The following is a 16,370-nucleotide window of genomic DNA, read 5'->3' on the forward strand; positions in this document are numbered from 1 at the left end:
TATGAAAATTAGACATATAAAATATTCGATTGCCATTTTGGTAATGATGCAATTAAGCATTTCTTGTAAAAAAGATTTTTTAGAGTTAACCCCGAGGGGAACTGCAACTGAAGAAAATTTCTACCGTAACGAAACCGAAGTTTATCAAGGCTTAATTGCCGTATATGATGTAATGCAATGGGGTACAACTGGCGGTTATACCATGAAACAGCCACTTTTAAGTGCGGCATCTGATGATTGTTTTGCAGGTGGAAGTAATGCTTCCGATCAGCCAGGATGGGTGGCTTACGATAATTTTAACATGGATTCGAGATTGGGCCCACAGGTGGGCTTATGGAGTAAAAACTTCACCGGGATTAACCGTGCCAATATTATTTTAGAGAAAATTGGAAAAGCAACAACCTTAAGTGCAGGTTTTAAAGCAAGGGTTACTGCCGAAGCTAAGTTTTTAAGGGCTTACTTCTATTTCGACCTGGTGAGGTTTTTTGGCAACGTTCCATTAATTACTGCTATTATTCCAACTGCTGAATTATATACGCAAACACAATCTGCACCAGCAGCAATATATGCCCAGGTAGAAAGAGATCTGCGCGATGCCTACCCTTCGTTGCCCACAACTGTTGCTACAAGTGAAAAAGGCCGTATTTCGATGGGTGCTGCAAAAGCATTGCTGGCAAAGGTTCTGCTATATCAAAACGATAATACCAAGCTTCAGGAAGCCGCAACTTTATTTAACGATATTAACAAGGTTGGTAATGCCTATGGTTATTCTTTATTGCCAAATTACGCCGATATTTTCAGGCCGGATAATAAATTCAATGCCGAGGTAATTCTTGAAATTCCACACTCTAATTTAGCTGCCTGGGGCGATTGGGGCTGGGTAAACGGTGGTGAGGGTAATGTAGCTACGCAGTTTGTTGGCATGGATGGCTACAATGGCGATACTTACTCCGCTGGCTGGGGCTTCTGTCCGGTAACGCTTAGCCTGGTAAATGTAATGAAAACCGACCCACGTTTTGCCACCTCGGTTATAGATGGCGCTGCACTACAAGTTACCGGCGCAACCTATAACAAAAGATACCAGAACACCGATTATTTCATCAAAAAATACGCGCCTTTAAAAGCTTACCGCTCTAATAGTGGTGTCGCCGAATTAAACTGGCCGATTGACGAAATTGAAATGCGTTTAGCCGATACCTATTTAATGGAAGCCGAGGCTTTGGTAAGGTTAAACAGCGACCCAACCCGTGCCCTGGAATTGCTTACAGCCGTTAGGGCAAGAGTAGGTTTAACACCTGTTCCGGCAACTCTTGATAATATCTTCAACGAGCGCAGGTTAGAACTGGCTTTCGAAGGCCATCGTTTCTTCGATCTGGTGCGTAGCGGCAGGGCAGTTACTGTTTTAGGGCCGGTGGGCTATAAAGCTGGTAAAAGTGAATTTATACCCATCCCGCAACAGGAAATCGACCTTACAAAAGGGGTAATTAAACAAAATCCAGGCTATAATTAATTAAGATATCATGAAATTAAATTATATCATTAAACAAACAGCCGGGTTTATGACCTTGCTGCTTTTGCTGAGCTTTAGTGCCTGCAAAAAAGGAAATACAGATAAAGACCTGGGTGTTGCACCTACGGCAGATCAGGTTAAATTTACCGTAACACCTGGTGCAACCAATGCCAATATCGTTACTCTGGTAAACCAATCGCCGGGTTTTAAAGCCCTTTGGGATTTCGGTAATGGTGCAACCGGAGATGGTAATACCGTAACAGCTGCTTATCCACTTGCAGGAACCTATACCGTAAAATTGACCATTGTTACCGATGGTGGCTCGGTTTCGAGTACCAAATCAGTCGTTATCGCCACTACAAACCCCGCTATGTTAACCGATCCTGCTTTTACCACTTTATCTGGCGGCTTATCAAATGCCACAGGTTTTACCTGGGTAATCGATCAGAAAACACCCGGGCATTTAGGTGTTGGTCCTATTACCTCTCAAACACCAGATTGGTACCAGGCCGGGCCGGATGAGAAAAGTGGTTTGGGTTTTTACGATGATGAGATGACTTTTAATATGAATGCCCTGAAATATACCTACGATAATAAAGGGACTACTTTTGCCAACGCAGCGAATGCGCCTGGAATCGGTGGACCGGCGGGCTCAAACGATCCGATGGTAAATTATACCCCGCCAACCAATTTAACCTGGCTGGTTACCGAAATAAATGGTGCTAAATACATCACCATTTCTGGTGGAGGTTTTATTGGTTATTATCTCGGCGTTTCTCAGTATCAGATCTTATCTTTAAATGATAATGAAATGTGGTTACGCTGTTTAGATAAAGCCAATAGTGGTAATGCCTGGTACTTAAGATTAATTAAAAAAGGGTATGTACGTCCGGTAGTACAAAAGCCTATACAGGCAGCAAACCTAACTGATGATTTTCAAGGGACTTCTAATTTCACCTGGGCTACCGAAAATATTACTTTTACAAGCCCTTATGATAACCCAGCAAAATTTCCGGTAAATACTTCTACCAAAGTAGGTTATTATGAGAAAATAACCGGCGAAGGTGGTCAGTATGGAAACCTGAATGTAACCTTACCATATCGTTTTGATCTTGCTGCGAAAAATAAAATCCGCATAAAGGTTTTTATCCCAGGTGGAAATGATTTTACAACCTTGCAGCCAAAAGTTTCAGTTAAGCTGCAAAATTCTCTGTTGGGTGGCAATGCTTATACTACGCAGATTGAGGTTTTTAAAACCATTGCGGCTACCGATTACAATAAGTGGATACAGTTGGAATTCGATTATTCGGGCTCATCTGCCCAAACGTTATATGATAAAATTGTGGTTCAGTTGGGTGGCGAAGGTCATCCGGCACCGGGCATATTTTACATTGATGATTTTGAGTTTAAGTAAAGCTTGATTTTAACAGGGCAGTTTGCAAAGCGCAAACTGCCTTATTTTAAAAAATTTATATGATGAGACATTCAGTAAAGCATTTTAAAAGTGTGGTTTTTGCATTTGCCATTAGCGCACTTGCATTGAGTTCCTGTTCAAAGGGAGGTGGTGATGGATTAGTTTATGTGCCGCCAGTAGTGGGGCCAGCTGTTGATAAAGGCTGGGCCTTTGAAACCACGCCAACCTGGGCTGATGAATTTACCAATACCGGTGCACCACTTTCCGGCAATTGGGATTACGATACCGGAGGCAGTGGCTGGGGGAACAAAGAGCTGGAATATTACACCAACACCACCAATAATGCCAGTGTTGCCGGCGGAATATTAACCATTACAGCAAAAAAAGAGAATATGGGCGGTATGGCTTATACCTCATCCCGTATGGTAACCCGCAATAAACTCGATGCTTTATACGGCCGTTTCGAAATTAAGGCAAAATTACCAACAGGTAAAGGCACCTGGCCCGCCATCTGGATGTTGCCAACTGATCGTTTTTATGGCGACTGGCCTAAATCAGGTGAAATTGATATTATGGAGCATGTGGGCTACGATCAGGATATGGTGCATTTTACTACCCATAGTGAGGCGTATTATTTCAAAATTAATACCCAAAAAACCATTACCAAAAAAATTGATGGAGCAAGTACAGCCTTTCACTTGTACCGCGTAGATTGGACCCCTTATGCCATCCGTGGTTATTACGACGATGTAAAGGTGTTTGAATTTGCTAATGAAGGAACAGGTTATAAAGTATGGCCTTTTGATAAACGTTTTCACCTGTTGTTAAATGTTGCAGTAGGTGGCGATTGGGGCGGTGCACAGGGCATTGATCCCAATATCTGGCCGCAAAAAATGGAAGTAGATTATGTTCGTTATTATAAAATGATCGATAAATAAGATATGTTAGTTTGATTGTGATTTGCTGAGGATTCAGCGGATTTTCAGTGGTCTGTGTTTTCACAGGCCACTTTTTTTTTGTGGTATCTCCGCGGTTTGTGTCCCCAGGAACCACCAAAAGATTCTTCAATGCATTCAGAATGACAAGTTAATTCATGGCAGGGTATCTCTCTGCACTTCCCGTAGCCTGTGTCCTCACAGGCCACTTTTTTGTAGGCTTTGAAGATTTTTTTAGCCACGGATGCACTGAAAAACACGGAAAATCCCTGTCAATATTAAGTTAATCTTGCGTTCTTCAATCTGTAATAACTTCTCCCGTGGTTTGTGTCCTCATGAACCACCTGAAATTGTCTTTAATAATTTGTATTTAGGGAAGTGACACTGAAAATCCCTGACGATTTTGAGATAATTTCGTTCCTTAAAAGATTCTTCACTGCATTCAGAGTGGGCCATAAAAAAAACGGGGATCGATCATACCGACCTATCCCCGTCATCTAAATTAACGCTCTCATATATATAAACAACCAAAAAGGCGATTTATTATATTCGGTGTAAAATATTTTTTATTTTTTTTCTGTAGCCTTTTTTGCCACAGTTTTTGTTTTCTTTTCAACCGCTGGAGTTTCTTCTGTAACCGCTGCTTTTTTCTTGGCTGGTGCTTTTGTCTTCTTTACTTCAGCAACTGGCTCTTCAGCTACTTCCGCTTTCTTTTTTGCAGGTGCTTTGGCTTTTTTAACCTCCGCAGGAGCTTCTTCGGTTACAGTTTCTTTTTTCTTGGCCGGTGCCTTTGCTTTTTTAATTTCAACCGCAGGTGCTTCAACTACAACTTCTTCCTTAACCTCTACTGCTTTAGGAGCATGTTCTTGTTGCAGGTAATTGGCTAAAACCTGTTTTAAATATACCTCTGGTTTCGGCATATTAATGATTGTTCCAGGTTCTTTATCCTGAGATTGTTTAATATAAGCCGATTTTATCTTGCCCCAATCTTTAGAATAAAGTCTGATGAACATCTCTACAAATTGTTCGTCTGTATATTTTTTAGGCAACCTACCCAGCACTGCCTGAATTTTTTCTTCTTTTCTATGTAATACCGCCATCGATTTTATTTTGCACAAAGATAACCGAATTTTATCATTATCAGTTTATTGCTTTTTTTAGCAATACCCAAGCCTGATTAAGCACTCATCGCCTCTGCAATCGGCTCAGTCCTTCTATTTTTTACTAATCTTTCCCGATGTTTTAATCCCCACTCCCTTAACTCCTTGATTACTTTATCCAACGATTCGCTGTAAGGCGTTAATTCGTAGGTTACCGTAACAGGAGTAGTAGAAAATACCTTACGAACAACAAATTCGTTCAACTCCAGATCCTTCAGCTCTTTTGATAAAATTTTTGGTGTAATTTCTCCAAGTGATTTCTGAATTTCGTTAAAACGCTGCGGCCCTTCCTGTAAGGAAATAATTAAAGGAAGTTTCCATTTACCATTTAATACATAAAGTGCATCTTTTACCGCATTTAAGCTTGATGTACAAGCTTCTTTGTTACGGTGTTCTTTTGCTGGTCCCATAATACAAAGTTATATGCTTTCGTAAAGGATATCGCTATCCTTTGGGATACTAGTATCTTTTTGATAGTAAGATTACATATTTATTGAATATTCTGCAATGTAGCTTCAGATTCTTCACTATGTTTAGGGCCATAAGGCATATAAATCGATTTAGCTGTGTTTGCAACAAATTAATTGATGAAATTGTCACATTGGTATTTTTATCTTAATTTGGATGATGATGCGCACATTTACCAAATATTCAAGCCTTCTTTTAATCGGATCGATTAGTGTTTTAACCGCTTTTACTGATAACCCTAAGCCTAAAAAAGCAGTAGATAAACGGCCAAATATTATTGTCATCCTGGCTGACGATCTTGGTTTTTCTGATATCGGTTGTTATGGTGGAGAAATTAAAACACCCAATATCGATTACCTGGCCAGCCAGGGCGTACGTTTTAAAAACTTTTATAATACTTCCCGCTGTTGCCCCAGCCGGGCAGCATTATTAACGGGGCTTTACAATCATAATGCCGGTATTGGCGAAATGACCACTGATAGAGGAGTGGAAGGTTATCGTGGTGCCATCTCCAAAAATGCAGTAACACTGGCCGAAGTTTTAAAAAACGCAGGCTACAGTACCGCAATGTCGGGTAAATGGCATGTTTCCAATACTATCGAACAGCCTGCACCACAGGCGCAACTTGATTGGCTGAACCATAAAACATCTTTCCCTTTATTTTCTCCAATCGATCAATATCCAACCAACAGGGGTTTCGACAAATTCTTCGGTACGCTCTGGGGAGTAGTCGATTTTTTTGACCCTTTTAGTCTGGTAAGTGGTACCACACCCATTAAAGATGTGCCCAAAGATTATTACCATACCGACGCCATTAACGATACTGCTACTACTTACATCCGCGAATTTAGCAAAGGCGATAAACCTTTCTTTCTGTATGTAGCCGAAAATGCACCACATTGGCCATTGCAGGCAAAACCGGAAGATATTGCAAAATATAAGGATACTTATAAAGTTGGTTGGGATGCCATCCGCGAGGCAAGATATAAAAGGATGGTGGCCATGGGATTGATTGACCCTAAGACAGCTCCGTTATCTCCAAGAAAATCGACTGAAAAATGGGAAAATAATCCAACCAAAGCCTTTGATGAAATGGCAATGGCAGTGCATGCCGCCATGATTGATCGGATGGACCAGGGAATTGGCCGCATGATCAAAACGTTAAAAGAAACCAATCAATTGGATAATACACTGATCATTTTTTTAAGTGATAACGGGGCCAGTCCGGAAGATGCCATGCGTTACGGACCGGGTTTCGACCGGCCAAGTGAAACAAGATCGGGTGAAAAAATTGCTTATCCAATCTATAAAAGGGTAATGCCAGGACCGCAAACGAGCTATACTTCTATCGGTCCGATTTGGGCAAATGTAGCAAATACGCCATATCAACTGGCAAAAGCAGAATCTTACGAAGGTGGTGTGCATACCCCGATGATTGCCTTCTGGCCAAAAGGAATAACCGCTAAAAAAGGAAGTTATACCGATCAGGTGGGGCATGTAATGGATTTTATGACCACTTTTGTTGAACTTGCCAATGCGAAATACCCTGGCAATTATAAAGGACATACCATTAAGCCGATGCAAGGCTTGAGCCTGGTGCCCGCATTAAAAGGAAAAGTTGCTATTGGTCACCAAACATTATTTAATGAACACTTTAACGCACGTTATGTGCGTAGCGGTGATTGGAAAATGGTCAATCTTGCTAACGATTCTACCTGGCACCTTTACAATATTAAAAAGGATAAAACAGAGTTGAACGATATCGCAGTTCAACATCCTGACAAGGTGAAAGAGCTGGCTGCAAAATGGCAGGAATGGGCAAAGGAAAACCATGTGCTGCCTAAACGATAAAATTTCGGTCGGTGAGATACCGACCGATAGAGTTAATGGTATTTATTTAGAATTGTCGTCATTCTCGCGCATGCGGGAATCTTAATGCTATTTGCAACTCCTGCCACGGTATTAAGATCGCTGCTGAAACTACCTGGCTGACAAAGCGTCAATAATCTTATCTACCTCATCAACCTCCCCCAATCTCGGGAAAATACGTTTTATACTATGTTCATGTGCATCAGCATTGGTATCTGCTATGGCATCCTCAGCAAAAGTGATGTTATAGCCATATTCACTTGCGGCCCTGGCCGTACCCTCTACACCAACACTGGTAGAAATACCTGCCAGTACAATCCCCGTAATACCTCTTTTTTTCAGTTCGATATCAAGGTTAGGGTTTGTAAAAGCATTCCATGTGTGTTTGGTGATGAAAATATCGCTTTCGATGGTTTTAATTTCTGGTGCGATTTCGAACCATTCATCAGGAAAGCTGGTAAATTTTGCATTCGCATCAGTGCGTAAAGTGTTAAGCAGGGATTTGGTCGGATCAACATTTACCACCACAACTGGCAGGTTTGCTTTGTGGAAAGCTGACACCAATGCCGCTGCCTTTTCCAAAATTTCGTTAACAGGTTTTGCGATTGGAAATTGCATAATTCCTTTTTGAAGATCGATTAAAACTAAAGCTGTTTTTTTATCTAATGAAGTAACCATTTTATATTGATTTAAATTATACTTTTTCTAATTCGAGCTGGTTAATTTCTGGTTTGATGCTGGTATTTTTAATTTCATCTTTCCGGAGTTTGCGGTATAAAAATGCGCCGATAATCAGGGCAATAGCACCTTCCAGTAAAACAGTGTCTGGTGTGCCAATCCATTGCGAAATTCCACCAACAAGTAATCCGCCCAATGGCTGCATCCCGAAAAATGCCATGGCATAAAAACTGATTACCCGGCCACGCATGGATGGATCAACAGTGGTTTGGATCAGGGTGTTGCTAATGGTAATCTGCGACATCATGCCGAAGCCTGATATGGTAGCGAAAACCAATGCGATTGGATAATAAGTGCTGTGTGAAAATAAAATCAGGCCTAATCCGAAAATCAAAGTATTAATGGCGAGGATTTTTCTGAGATTTCTTCCAGGTTTTAACGAAGCCAGAAAAATGGCGCCAGAAAAAGCCCCTAAGCCAATCACACTATCAATTACCCCAAAAGTTGATGCAGTACCTTTAAAAATATCTTTGGCATAAACCGGAATCAATGTGCTAAAAGGTAAAACCGTCAGGCTAATTAAAGCCAGCATCATTAAAATAATGCTGATAGAAGGCGTTTTCCTGATGTAAGCAAAACCTTCCTTTAATTCTTCTATTACATTTTTGGTGCTGGGTTTTGCAATATATTTTGGCAGTTTCATCATCAGTAAAGAGCCGATAACGGCGATAAAACTCACCGCGTTTAGTCCAAAACAGATATCATCTCCAAATTTTTCTAAAGCCAGTCCCGCTAAACCAGGTCCGATTAACCTCGATAAATTTACCATCGATGAATTTAGTGCCAGTGCATTCGGTAAATCAGCCTTATCATCAACCATTTCGTACACCAGCGATTGCCTGGCCGGCACATCAAAGGCATTAATCAATCCGAGCAAGGCACTTAACGCAATAATTTCCCACACCGAATAATGCCTGAAAAAAATCAATAATGTCAATAACACGGCCTGTATCATTGAGGCGATTTGGGTAAGCAATAATAATTTGTACCTGTTATACCGGTCGGAAGCCACTCCGCCCAAAAAAGAAAAAATAAATGAAGGGAACAGGCTGGCAAAAAGGGTTAAACCCAGCATAAATTTCGAATGGGTTTCCGAATAAATTACCCAGCTTACCGCGGTTTTTTGCATCCAGGTGCCAATCAGGGAAATGGATTGTCCGCCGAAATATAACCGGTAATTACGGCTTTTAAAGGCATTAAATGTGCTGATTTTCATTTTTATAGCTTTAAAATTCAACCAGTTTAGCTAAAGGACCAATGGCTGCCTTTAAAATTTCCTGTTCCTGCGCATTACAAGCCTCGCCAATAGCTTTGCTTAACCATTCATCACGCTCGTTTCGCACCTGTTGGATCATCTCTTTACCTAAGGCAGAAATAGAAAGATATACTTTACGTTTATCCGTATCTGACGGGGTTTTATCAATCAAACCGAGTGTATTTAAGTGGGTAATTACCTGACCCATGGATTGCGGTGTTATTTTTTCAATCACAGCAAGTTCTGCCGCGAGCAGACTTTGGCTTTCAAGAGAAATCAAAACTGCTCGTTCTGTTTGCGATAATGGGGTGTCGAGTGGTGAAAGTTTTCGCATTTTCCTCACTAACCGGGTTAAAATCGGGCGGAGCTGTATCGCGATATCGTGACTGTTTTGTGAATTCATTTTGTAAGTAAAACTTATAAGTTTACCTTACAAATGTAGTGCTAATTTTATAGATTCACTTTTTTTTTTTAGATAATCGACCCCACCTTTACAAATCAATTACTTTTTCCAGCCCTTCTGCATCTTCTTATAGGCTTTTTTGCTGATTTTTGATTTCTTTTTTGATCGGGATTTCCCTTTTTTCTTACGTGCATTGATGTTGTTTACCAATGAGTTTTTAACTCCTAGTTTATTTTTCTTCCCTTTCTTTTTATCCTTTTTCTTTTTGCCTTTTTTCTGAGTCTTTGCCATAATGTTACTTAATTGATTACCATGATTTAACATCAAATCAACTAAAAAGGTTCCCGCAAAAATATTTGAGCTTTTTAACAAAGTAAATTGAGCTTTTTAGCAAAGCTTCTCCTTGAGAATCAATTTACCTTTGATTTATTAAATGATAGAAAAAATGAAAAAAGTTTGGTTTATAACAGGCAGCTCCCGGGGTTTGGGACGTAGCCTAACAGCACAGGTGTTGGCAAAAGGCGATTTAGTTGCGGCAACCGCAAGAAATATCGAAGCCTTAAAAGATTTTGTAGAAAAATATCCTGACCAGGTTTTACCTATTATGCTGGATGTTACCGATTACGATCAGGTGAACTTAGCGGTTGAGGCCGCAATTGAACATTTTGGTAAAATAGATGTGCTGGTAAATAACGCTGGTTTTGGAATTATTGGTGCTGCCGAAGCTTTTACAGAAAAGCAGGTACGCAGCCAGCTGGAAACCAATTTATATGCACCAATAGAAATTACGCGTGCCATATTGCCATTTATGCGTAAACAGCGTTCAGGTAGGATTTTGCAGATCAGTTCGGTTGGTGGCCGTGTGGGTAATGCTGGCTTAAGCATGTATCAGGCCGCTAAATTTGGTTTGGGCGGTTTTACCGAAGCACTGGCCAAAGAAGTAGTAGATTTAGGTATTTATGTTACCAGCGTTGAGCCGGGTGGTTTCCGTACCGATTGGGCTGGCGATTCAATGAGTTTCGCAACCACAGTAGAAGGTTATGAAAACTCAGTGGAAAAACGTGCTGAATTTTTCAAAAGTGGCAACTTTGTGCCAATGGGCGATCCGGAAAAAGCTGCAAAAGCCATGATCGATCTGGTAGAAAGTCCTGAACCACCGGTACACCTCGTTTTGGGAAGTGAAGCCATTGGTCTCCTTAAACAGGCCGATGCGGCGAGAACGGCCGAAATGGAAAAATGGATGGAGGTAAGTTTATCCACCGATCATGATGAGGCAGAGAATTTCTTAGCCACTGATCTGGGAAAATCTTTTATCAAGAAATAAGTTTTAGCCCAGATTGACACTGAGTATTTATTAGAACATTTCTTTCGCTCGTTTTGTCATCCTTGAGGGATAATTTATGGTATAAAAATCAATATTAGCGATGGATTTACGTAGAAATGGTGCTAAGACCTAGCTGGATGGAAACGCATATCTTTCATAATGTACTCATTTTTAGATTATTATAAAATAACGTCAATAGTAGAGGTTAGCATTTTTCAAATACATCGGAGGTTTAATGACAATACGTATAATCGTCATTGCCAGCTCGACTGGCAATCGTAATGCCTTAGTCGGGATTGCAGGTTGCATTAAGATTCCCGCCTGCGCGGGAATGACGGACGATTTTTTAAATCTGTCATTGATAGCGGAGTGCAATGCAGTCAGGAAATCTACAAAGATCTATCCATATTTGGCGGTACGTCATTCCCAACTCGATTGGGGATCTTAATGCCATCACTAGCGCTTATTTGCATTAGGATCCCCGTCTGCACGGGGATGACGATGTCTCACTATAAAACCTTAAATTTGATCAACATGCCAAATCAAGTTAAACGTCCAAATATTATGTTTTCCTGTTACGCCCAGAAAAGCAGTGAGGGCGAACAGTTTATTCCCAGCCATTCATTAGGACTGGTAATTACGGGGACATCAGAGATTTTTATCAGTGGAGAAAAATTTACATTTTCGGATGGCGATTTCAGGTTTTTTAGGCGTAACCAACTGGCGCGTTATACCAAATATCCGCCACCTGGAGGAGAGTTTAAATCCATCAGCATCAATATTGATCAGGAGATTTTGCATAGCATCAGCAGTGAATACAATTTGCAAATGGAAAAGCCTAACCACGATCTTAAAGGTTTGGCCCTTGAAGCCAATGGCTTGTTAAAAAACTATATCGATTCGCTATGGCCATACCTTGATGGAAATCATGAATCTAACCAGGCTTTGATTGATTTAAAAGTTAAAGAAGCTGTAATCATTTTATTGCAAACCAACCCAATATTAAAAGATGTGCTTTTTGATTTCTCCGAACCCGGAAAAATCGATTTGGAAGCCTATATGAATGCCAATTACAAATTTAACGTAGATATTAACCGCTTTGCTTATTTAACCGGAAGAAGTTTAGCTACGTTTAAAAGAGATTTTGAAAAGATTTTTAACCTGTCTCCTAATCGTTGGTTACAGAAAAAACGGTTAAACGACGCCTATTACCTCATTACCGAAAAAGGCTGGAAATCATCAGATGTGTACCTCGAAGTTGGCTTTAAAGACCTTTCGCATTTTTCATTTGCTTTTAAAAAGGCTTTCGGTATGGCGCCATCGAGGGTAAGTATTTAATAAAGAGTCCCGCTTAGGCGGAACTCTTTAAAATCTAAAATCCGGTGTAAGTTTTAATATAATCCTAATTCAGCTAGTGCGGCAAATTGAAGTCCATCGTAGGCCGAATTGGCGATTATTTTAAAATATCTTAGCGATTTAGGCGAACCAAAGCTAAAATATTGTGCGCCGTTTGTATTTGCAGCCACATAATTATTTACAGAAGTAAAATTGATACCGTCTGTACTGGTTAACACTTCAAAATTTTTCACTGATCTTGATAGGCCACTTCGTTGTGTTAAGCTTAATCCGTTTGCAGTTTTAAGCGATCCGAGATCGATCACCACATTATGGGGATAGCTGGTTGCAGGACTGCTCCATCTCGAGTGCCAGTAGGTTGATGCGTTGCCATCAATTAATTTACTGGCCCTGCCATTTACTGTACCTTCGCCGCTGGTTTCTTCCGAGCTGAAAGATGCGATGGTCCAGCCGGTTTTGCTTAATTCGTTTTGGGAGCTAAAAGTTAAAACAGGTACTCCGCCTGCAAAAGTATAGGTATATATGGTTTCCGTTACATTTCCATTTTCGTGTACCAGTTTTACCTTTAACTCATAAGCCATGCCATCTGATTTATACTGCAAATCTGAAATGGGCATTACAACATAAAAACTATCCAGACCGATCGATTTAGACTCCCAGGTAATGGCATTATAATCGTGGTTTACACCAGTACCTTCGTTATTTACATTCGGATCATTATAATAAACAATACTATTTACCTTAACGCTTGTAGTGTATTTACCAGATACGGTTATAGAGCTGTTTGTAGGCGAATAACTGGCGTGTATTTTATTAATACCGGCAGTAACCGAGCCATAATAGGTTTTATTGTCGTTGTTAAAAATCTGGTTTACATTTAAAATTGCCGCATCGGTAGCCGTTAAAAATGTAGGCGATTTACTAAGTGTATAATTTCCTGCATTCATTAAGGCCATGCCCAATGTAGCATTTTCTGAAACTTTTTGAGAATTATGAGGTAGGTTTAAGCCATGTCCCAGCTCATGTATCATGCCGCCAAACCAGGTGGTAAAGAGGTTACCTGCAGCATCTGTTTTGCCCATGTTTTGAATATCCATGCCCTCATAATCAAGCGCATAACACCATTTCCCGGATCCGTAAAATGGCCCTCCGCTTGGTGTTCCATTGGTCTGAAAACTATAACGGGGAATAATGATCAGGCTATGCTCGCTGGTTTTTTCGGTAGGGTGAGCAGCGAAATAAGCATTAATTTCACTGGCTACGGCACCACTTCCGCCAGAGTAAGGATAGCTGCTTTTTGGCAAAGCCCCCCTGATCAGAATAATTTTTACGCCTCCTGTAGCGGTATCGGGCAGTAAGCCAAAGGTTTTAGGTCCATAACCGTTACGTTGCATCTCGTCTTTGTACCAGTTCTGGCCCCAAAGCATTAAATCACTTAATCTTTTTCTATAACCAGCTAATGTATCCAGATCATTAGGTACAAAATAGATGAGGTTAAGGTTATGCATTTGTGTAACCAGATTCGGGTTTACCAGTGATGATTTGTTTTTTAATGAAGGTAAATTTTCCTGATTTTCAACGATCTGATTTTTCCGGCAGGCGGAACTCAATCCTGCAAGTAATATGCAGGCATAAAGGATGATTTTTTTCATAGTTTTTAGAGGTTTAGGTTGTTTAATATGGGTTAGATATTAAAAGGTTAGGTATGAAATAGGATTTTAGATTTCAGGAGGGAAACAAATGAATGTTTGTGGGCAGGATGAATGCAAAATGAGAACATTAATGCTTTTTTGTAAAAGTGAAACCATAAATGCTTGGTTTTGATTTGTTTAATTGTAAAATGAATATAAACAGAATCAATAGGCGGTCGTGGAAGAAACTCCACGCAAACGTTTGATGAGTTTTTTTAAAACAGCTTATAAAAGAAGTGTAAAGTGCACTGTTTCAGCTTATAAATATATGCTGGTTTCGAAATGCCGATTTTTTTTAGGTAAAACCAGGCCATTTTGGTTTTGAAGCAGGAGTAAAATAGAAAAAAAGTACTTGTATAATTAAAAAGACAAACGTTTGTGCGAACTTTTATTGATTTGTAAGATGAATAAATTGAATTTAGTGGAGGAGAATCTATTTGCACTTTGAAGTGGCATATTGCAGGTATCCGGCATAAAGTGGCTTGGTAACCATTCTTTTTAATGCCCTAACGTGTGCATCCTCCAGGTTAGTGCCTTCGCTCCTCAGTTTCATAAATTTCAAACCGGATTGAAGCGGAAGGCAGTCGCCTTTTTCAGCGATTTCTTTGGTTTTAAGCAATGAATATTCAAATGCTGCTTTTTCGCTGTTTTCAGGGTTCCAATCGGTTTGTTTGGTGGTAACGTAGTAATGCAGGTGACCAACTTCATGATAAAGTACCACAATCAGGCGATTATCGTCGAAATTTGGTTTTGGCGTTTGTATAAATTCGACGTTGATGGTGATTTCTCCTTTTGGCGATGCAAATGCTGGTCCAGTGCCTTGCTGCTGAATAAACCTGATTTTTTTTATCAGCTGATCATTTGCCTTGATGGATTGAAATTCCCGGTAAAACTTTGGGAAACGTTGTTTAGCCTGTTCGATAATATGATAGCCGGCGCTATCTGCAATGGCTTCGCGCTGTGCAAATACAGAAAAGGAAATCATTATTGTGGAAATGAGAAGAAAAATCTGTTTCATCTCTTAATGACTTGTTTATGTATAAATGGTTTAAGCCCTGAGGGAAAAGGAGTAAAACGCGTTTTTTTTGGAAAGCAGAAACCCTGCTTATCAGTTAATGCAGTCCTGCTTTCCTTACAGCTTTAATGGTACTGCCAAATCGGTAAGAGAACTGCATCAGCTTTCATGCAATCAGGTTTATTTGGCAGAGGCAGAGCAAAACAACCGCTTAAACCTAAGCCCGATTGTACGGATGCCGTTTTTATCGGAATATTTTCTTCTTCTTGAATTTTAAAAACGGCAGGAGGGAAGGCGGGGCTACAGGCCGCCATGTGCTCTTAGCTTTCACTTCCTAAAAAATAATCGTGTTTTTTTGGAAAGCAGAAACACTGCTTATCGGTTAATGCAGTCCTGCTTTGCTTACAGCTTTAATGGTACTGCCAAATCGGTAAGAGAACTGCTCAGCTTTCATACGATCAGTTTTTTTGATAGAGACCGTGCAAAACAACCCGCTGAAACCTAAGCCTGATTGTACGGATGCCGTTTTTATAGGAATATTTTCTTTTTCTTGAATTTTAAAAACAGCAGGAGGGAAAGCGGGGCTACAGGCCGCCATGTGCACTTAACCTTCACTTCCTAAAAAATAATCGTGTTTTTTTGGAAAGCAGAAACCCTGCTTATCGGTTAATGCAGTCCTGCTTCCCTTATAGCTTTAATGGTACTGCCAAATCGGTAAGAAAACTGCATCAGCTTTCATGCAATCAGGTTTATTTGGCAGAGGCAGTGCAAAACAACCCGCTGAAACCTAGCGTGATGTTCATTAAGTTAAGGGTTTTTAACCACAGATAAAAGGGTCTCACACAAATAAAATCCGTGCTTACCTGTGTACATCTGTGGTTAAATTATATTTACTTTTTGAAAAACGGAACTAAAGTGAAATATTGTATTGATTAAACTTTTTTAGGAGGAAGATCGAATGCAATCGCCTCATGCTCAAAATGGCCATTGTGTGCGCCATCGCAAAAAGGTTTGTTTTTTGATAAACCACAACGGCAGATCGAAAGCACTTCTCTGCCCTGTAAGCCATAAATATTTCCGTTTCTATCTACAATTTCGAAATCGCCCTCAATTTTAACAGAGCCGTTATTGTTAATGGTAAGTTTTGTTTTAGACATGTTTTGTTTGTTATGCCGCAAAAATAAGGCTTAAAACCCGCAATTTTTTTACTGATTTCTATTTAGAAACATTCT

At 40.1% G+C, this 16,370-nt stretch carries 17 protein-coding genes; 8 read left to right on the plus strand and 9 right to left on the minus strand.

The window, feature by feature from the left end:
• Position 1 precedes the first annotated feature (1 nt).
• Genes R2R28_RS02885 through R2R28_RS02895 form a run of 3 tightly spaced genes read left to right on the plus strand, consistent with a single transcriptional unit; the run spans position 2 to position 3,862 of the window.
• Entirely contained in the window at positions 2-1,510 is a 1,509-nt protein-coding gene (locus R2R28_RS02885) for a RagB/SusD family nutrient uptake outer membrane protein (protein ID WP_316824209.1), read from the plus strand.
• 10 nt (positions 1,511-1,520) lie between these two features.
• Entirely contained in the window at positions 1,521-2,924 is a 1,404-nt protein-coding gene (locus R2R28_RS02890; protein WP_316824210.1) for a PKD domain-containing protein, read from the plus strand.
• Positions 2,925-2,983: 59 nt separating this feature from the next.
• Positions 2,984-3,862, plus strand: a complete 879-nt coding sequence (locus tag R2R28_RS02895; protein WP_316824211.1) for a glycoside hydrolase family 16 protein — start codon at positions 2,984-2,986, stop codon at positions 3,860-3,862.
• A 563-nt stretch (positions 3,863-4,425) separates the two neighbouring features.
• Here R2R28_RS02895 and R2R28_RS02900 read toward each other — a convergent pair.
• Positions 4,426-4,959 (minus strand): hypothetical protein, encoded by a 534-nt coding sequence (locus tag R2R28_RS02900; protein WP_316824212.1) that lies wholly within the window; start codon positions 4,957-4,959, stop codon positions 4,426-4,428.
• Between the two features lie 77 nt (positions 4,960-5,036).
• Positions 5,037-5,429: a helix-turn-helix domain-containing protein gene (locus R2R28_RS02905; RefSeq protein ID WP_316824213.1), complete on the minus strand. Its 393-nt coding sequence runs from the start codon at positions 5,427-5,429 to the stop codon at positions 5,037-5,039.
• Positions 5,430-5,649: 220 nt separating this feature from the next.
• Between R2R28_RS02905 and R2R28_RS02910 the strand changes: the two genes are divergently transcribed.
• Positions 5,650-7,338: an arylsulfatase gene (locus R2R28_RS02910; RefSeq protein ID WP_316824214.1), complete on the plus strand. Its 1,689-nt coding sequence runs from the start codon at positions 5,650-5,652 to the stop codon at positions 7,336-7,338.
• A gap of 129 nt (positions 7,339-7,467) precedes the next feature.
• On the opposite strand, the gene R2R28_RS02915 is transcribed toward R2R28_RS02910, so the two are convergent.
• From R2R28_RS02915 to R2R28_RS02930, 4 genes are all read right to left on the minus strand, one after another.
• Positions 7,468-8,034: an isochorismatase family protein gene (locus R2R28_RS02915; protein ID WP_316824215.1), complete on the minus strand. Its 567-nt coding sequence runs from the start codon at positions 8,032-8,034 to the stop codon at positions 7,468-7,470.
• 16 nt (positions 8,035-8,050) lie between these two features.
• Positions 8,051-9,310: an MFS transporter gene (locus R2R28_RS02920; RefSeq protein WP_316824216.1), complete on the minus strand. Its 1,260-nt coding sequence runs from the start codon at positions 9,308-9,310 to the stop codon at positions 8,051-8,053.
• Between the two features lie 10 nt (positions 9,311-9,320).
• Positions 9,321-9,752 (minus strand): MarR family transcriptional regulator, encoded by a 432-nt coding sequence (locus tag R2R28_RS02925; RefSeq protein ID WP_316824217.1) that lies wholly within the window; start codon positions 9,750-9,752, stop codon positions 9,321-9,323.
• Between the two features lie 99 nt (positions 9,753-9,851).
• A complete protein-coding gene (locus tag R2R28_RS02930; protein ID WP_316824218.1) occupies positions 9,852-10,043 on the minus strand; it encodes a hypothetical protein in 192 nt (63 codons plus the stop codon).
• Positions 10,044-10,197: 154 nt separating this feature from the next.
• Here R2R28_RS02930 and R2R28_RS02935 point away from each other — a divergent pair, with 154 nt between their 5' ends.
• Positions 10,198-11,076, plus strand: a complete 879-nt coding sequence (locus tag R2R28_RS02935) for an oxidoreductase (protein WP_316824219.1) — start codon at positions 10,198-10,200, stop codon at positions 11,074-11,076.
• Between the two features lie 534 nt (positions 11,077-11,610).
• Positions 11,611-12,414, plus strand: coding sequence for an AraC family transcriptional regulator (locus R2R28_RS02940; protein ID WP_316824220.1), 804 nt, complete (start codon positions 11,611-11,613; stop codon positions 12,412-12,414).
• 53 nt (positions 12,415-12,467) lie between these two features.
• On the opposite strand, the gene R2R28_RS02945 is transcribed toward R2R28_RS02940, so the two are convergent.
• Together R2R28_RS02945 and R2R28_RS02950 are read right to left on the minus strand one after the other, a co-directional pair.
• A complete protein-coding gene (locus tag R2R28_RS02945; protein WP_316824221.1) occupies positions 12,468-14,084 on the minus strand; it encodes a discoidin domain-containing protein in 1,617 nt (538 codons plus the stop codon).
• Positions 14,085-14,556: 472 nt separating this feature from the next.
• The gene (locus R2R28_RS02950; protein ID WP_316824222.1) at positions 14,557-15,141 is read right to left on the minus strand and encodes a hypothetical protein; all 585 of its coding nucleotides are present in this window, start codon (positions 15,139-15,141) and stop codon (positions 14,557-14,559) included.
• Between the two features lie 67 nt (positions 15,142-15,208).
• Here R2R28_RS02950 and R2R28_RS02955 point away from each other — a divergent pair, with 67 nt between their 5' ends.
• Entirely contained in the window at positions 15,209-15,415 is a 207-nt protein-coding gene (locus R2R28_RS02955) for a hypothetical protein (RefSeq protein WP_316824223.1), read from the plus strand.
• Between the two features lie 78 nt (positions 15,416-15,493).
• The gene (locus tag R2R28_RS02960; protein ID WP_316824224.1) at positions 15,494-15,643 is read left to right on the plus strand and encodes a hypothetical protein; all 150 of its coding nucleotides are present in this window, start codon (positions 15,494-15,496) and stop codon (positions 15,641-15,643) included.
• A 427-nt stretch (positions 15,644-16,070) separates the two neighbouring features.
• Here R2R28_RS02960 and R2R28_RS02965 read toward each other — a convergent pair whose 3' ends face one another.
• Positions 16,071-16,295: a CDGSH iron-sulfur domain-containing protein gene (locus tag R2R28_RS02965; protein WP_057931468.1), complete on the minus strand. Its 225-nt coding sequence runs from the start codon at positions 16,293-16,295 to the stop codon at positions 16,071-16,073.
• Positions 16,296-16,370 lie beyond the last annotated feature (75 nt).

The sequence above is a fragment of the Pedobacter miscanthi genome (genome assembly GCF_032678605.1).
In the GTDB taxonomy this organism is placed as follows: Bacteria; Bacteroidota; Bacteroidia; order Sphingobacteriales; family Sphingobacteriaceae; genus Pedobacter; species Pedobacter miscanthi_A.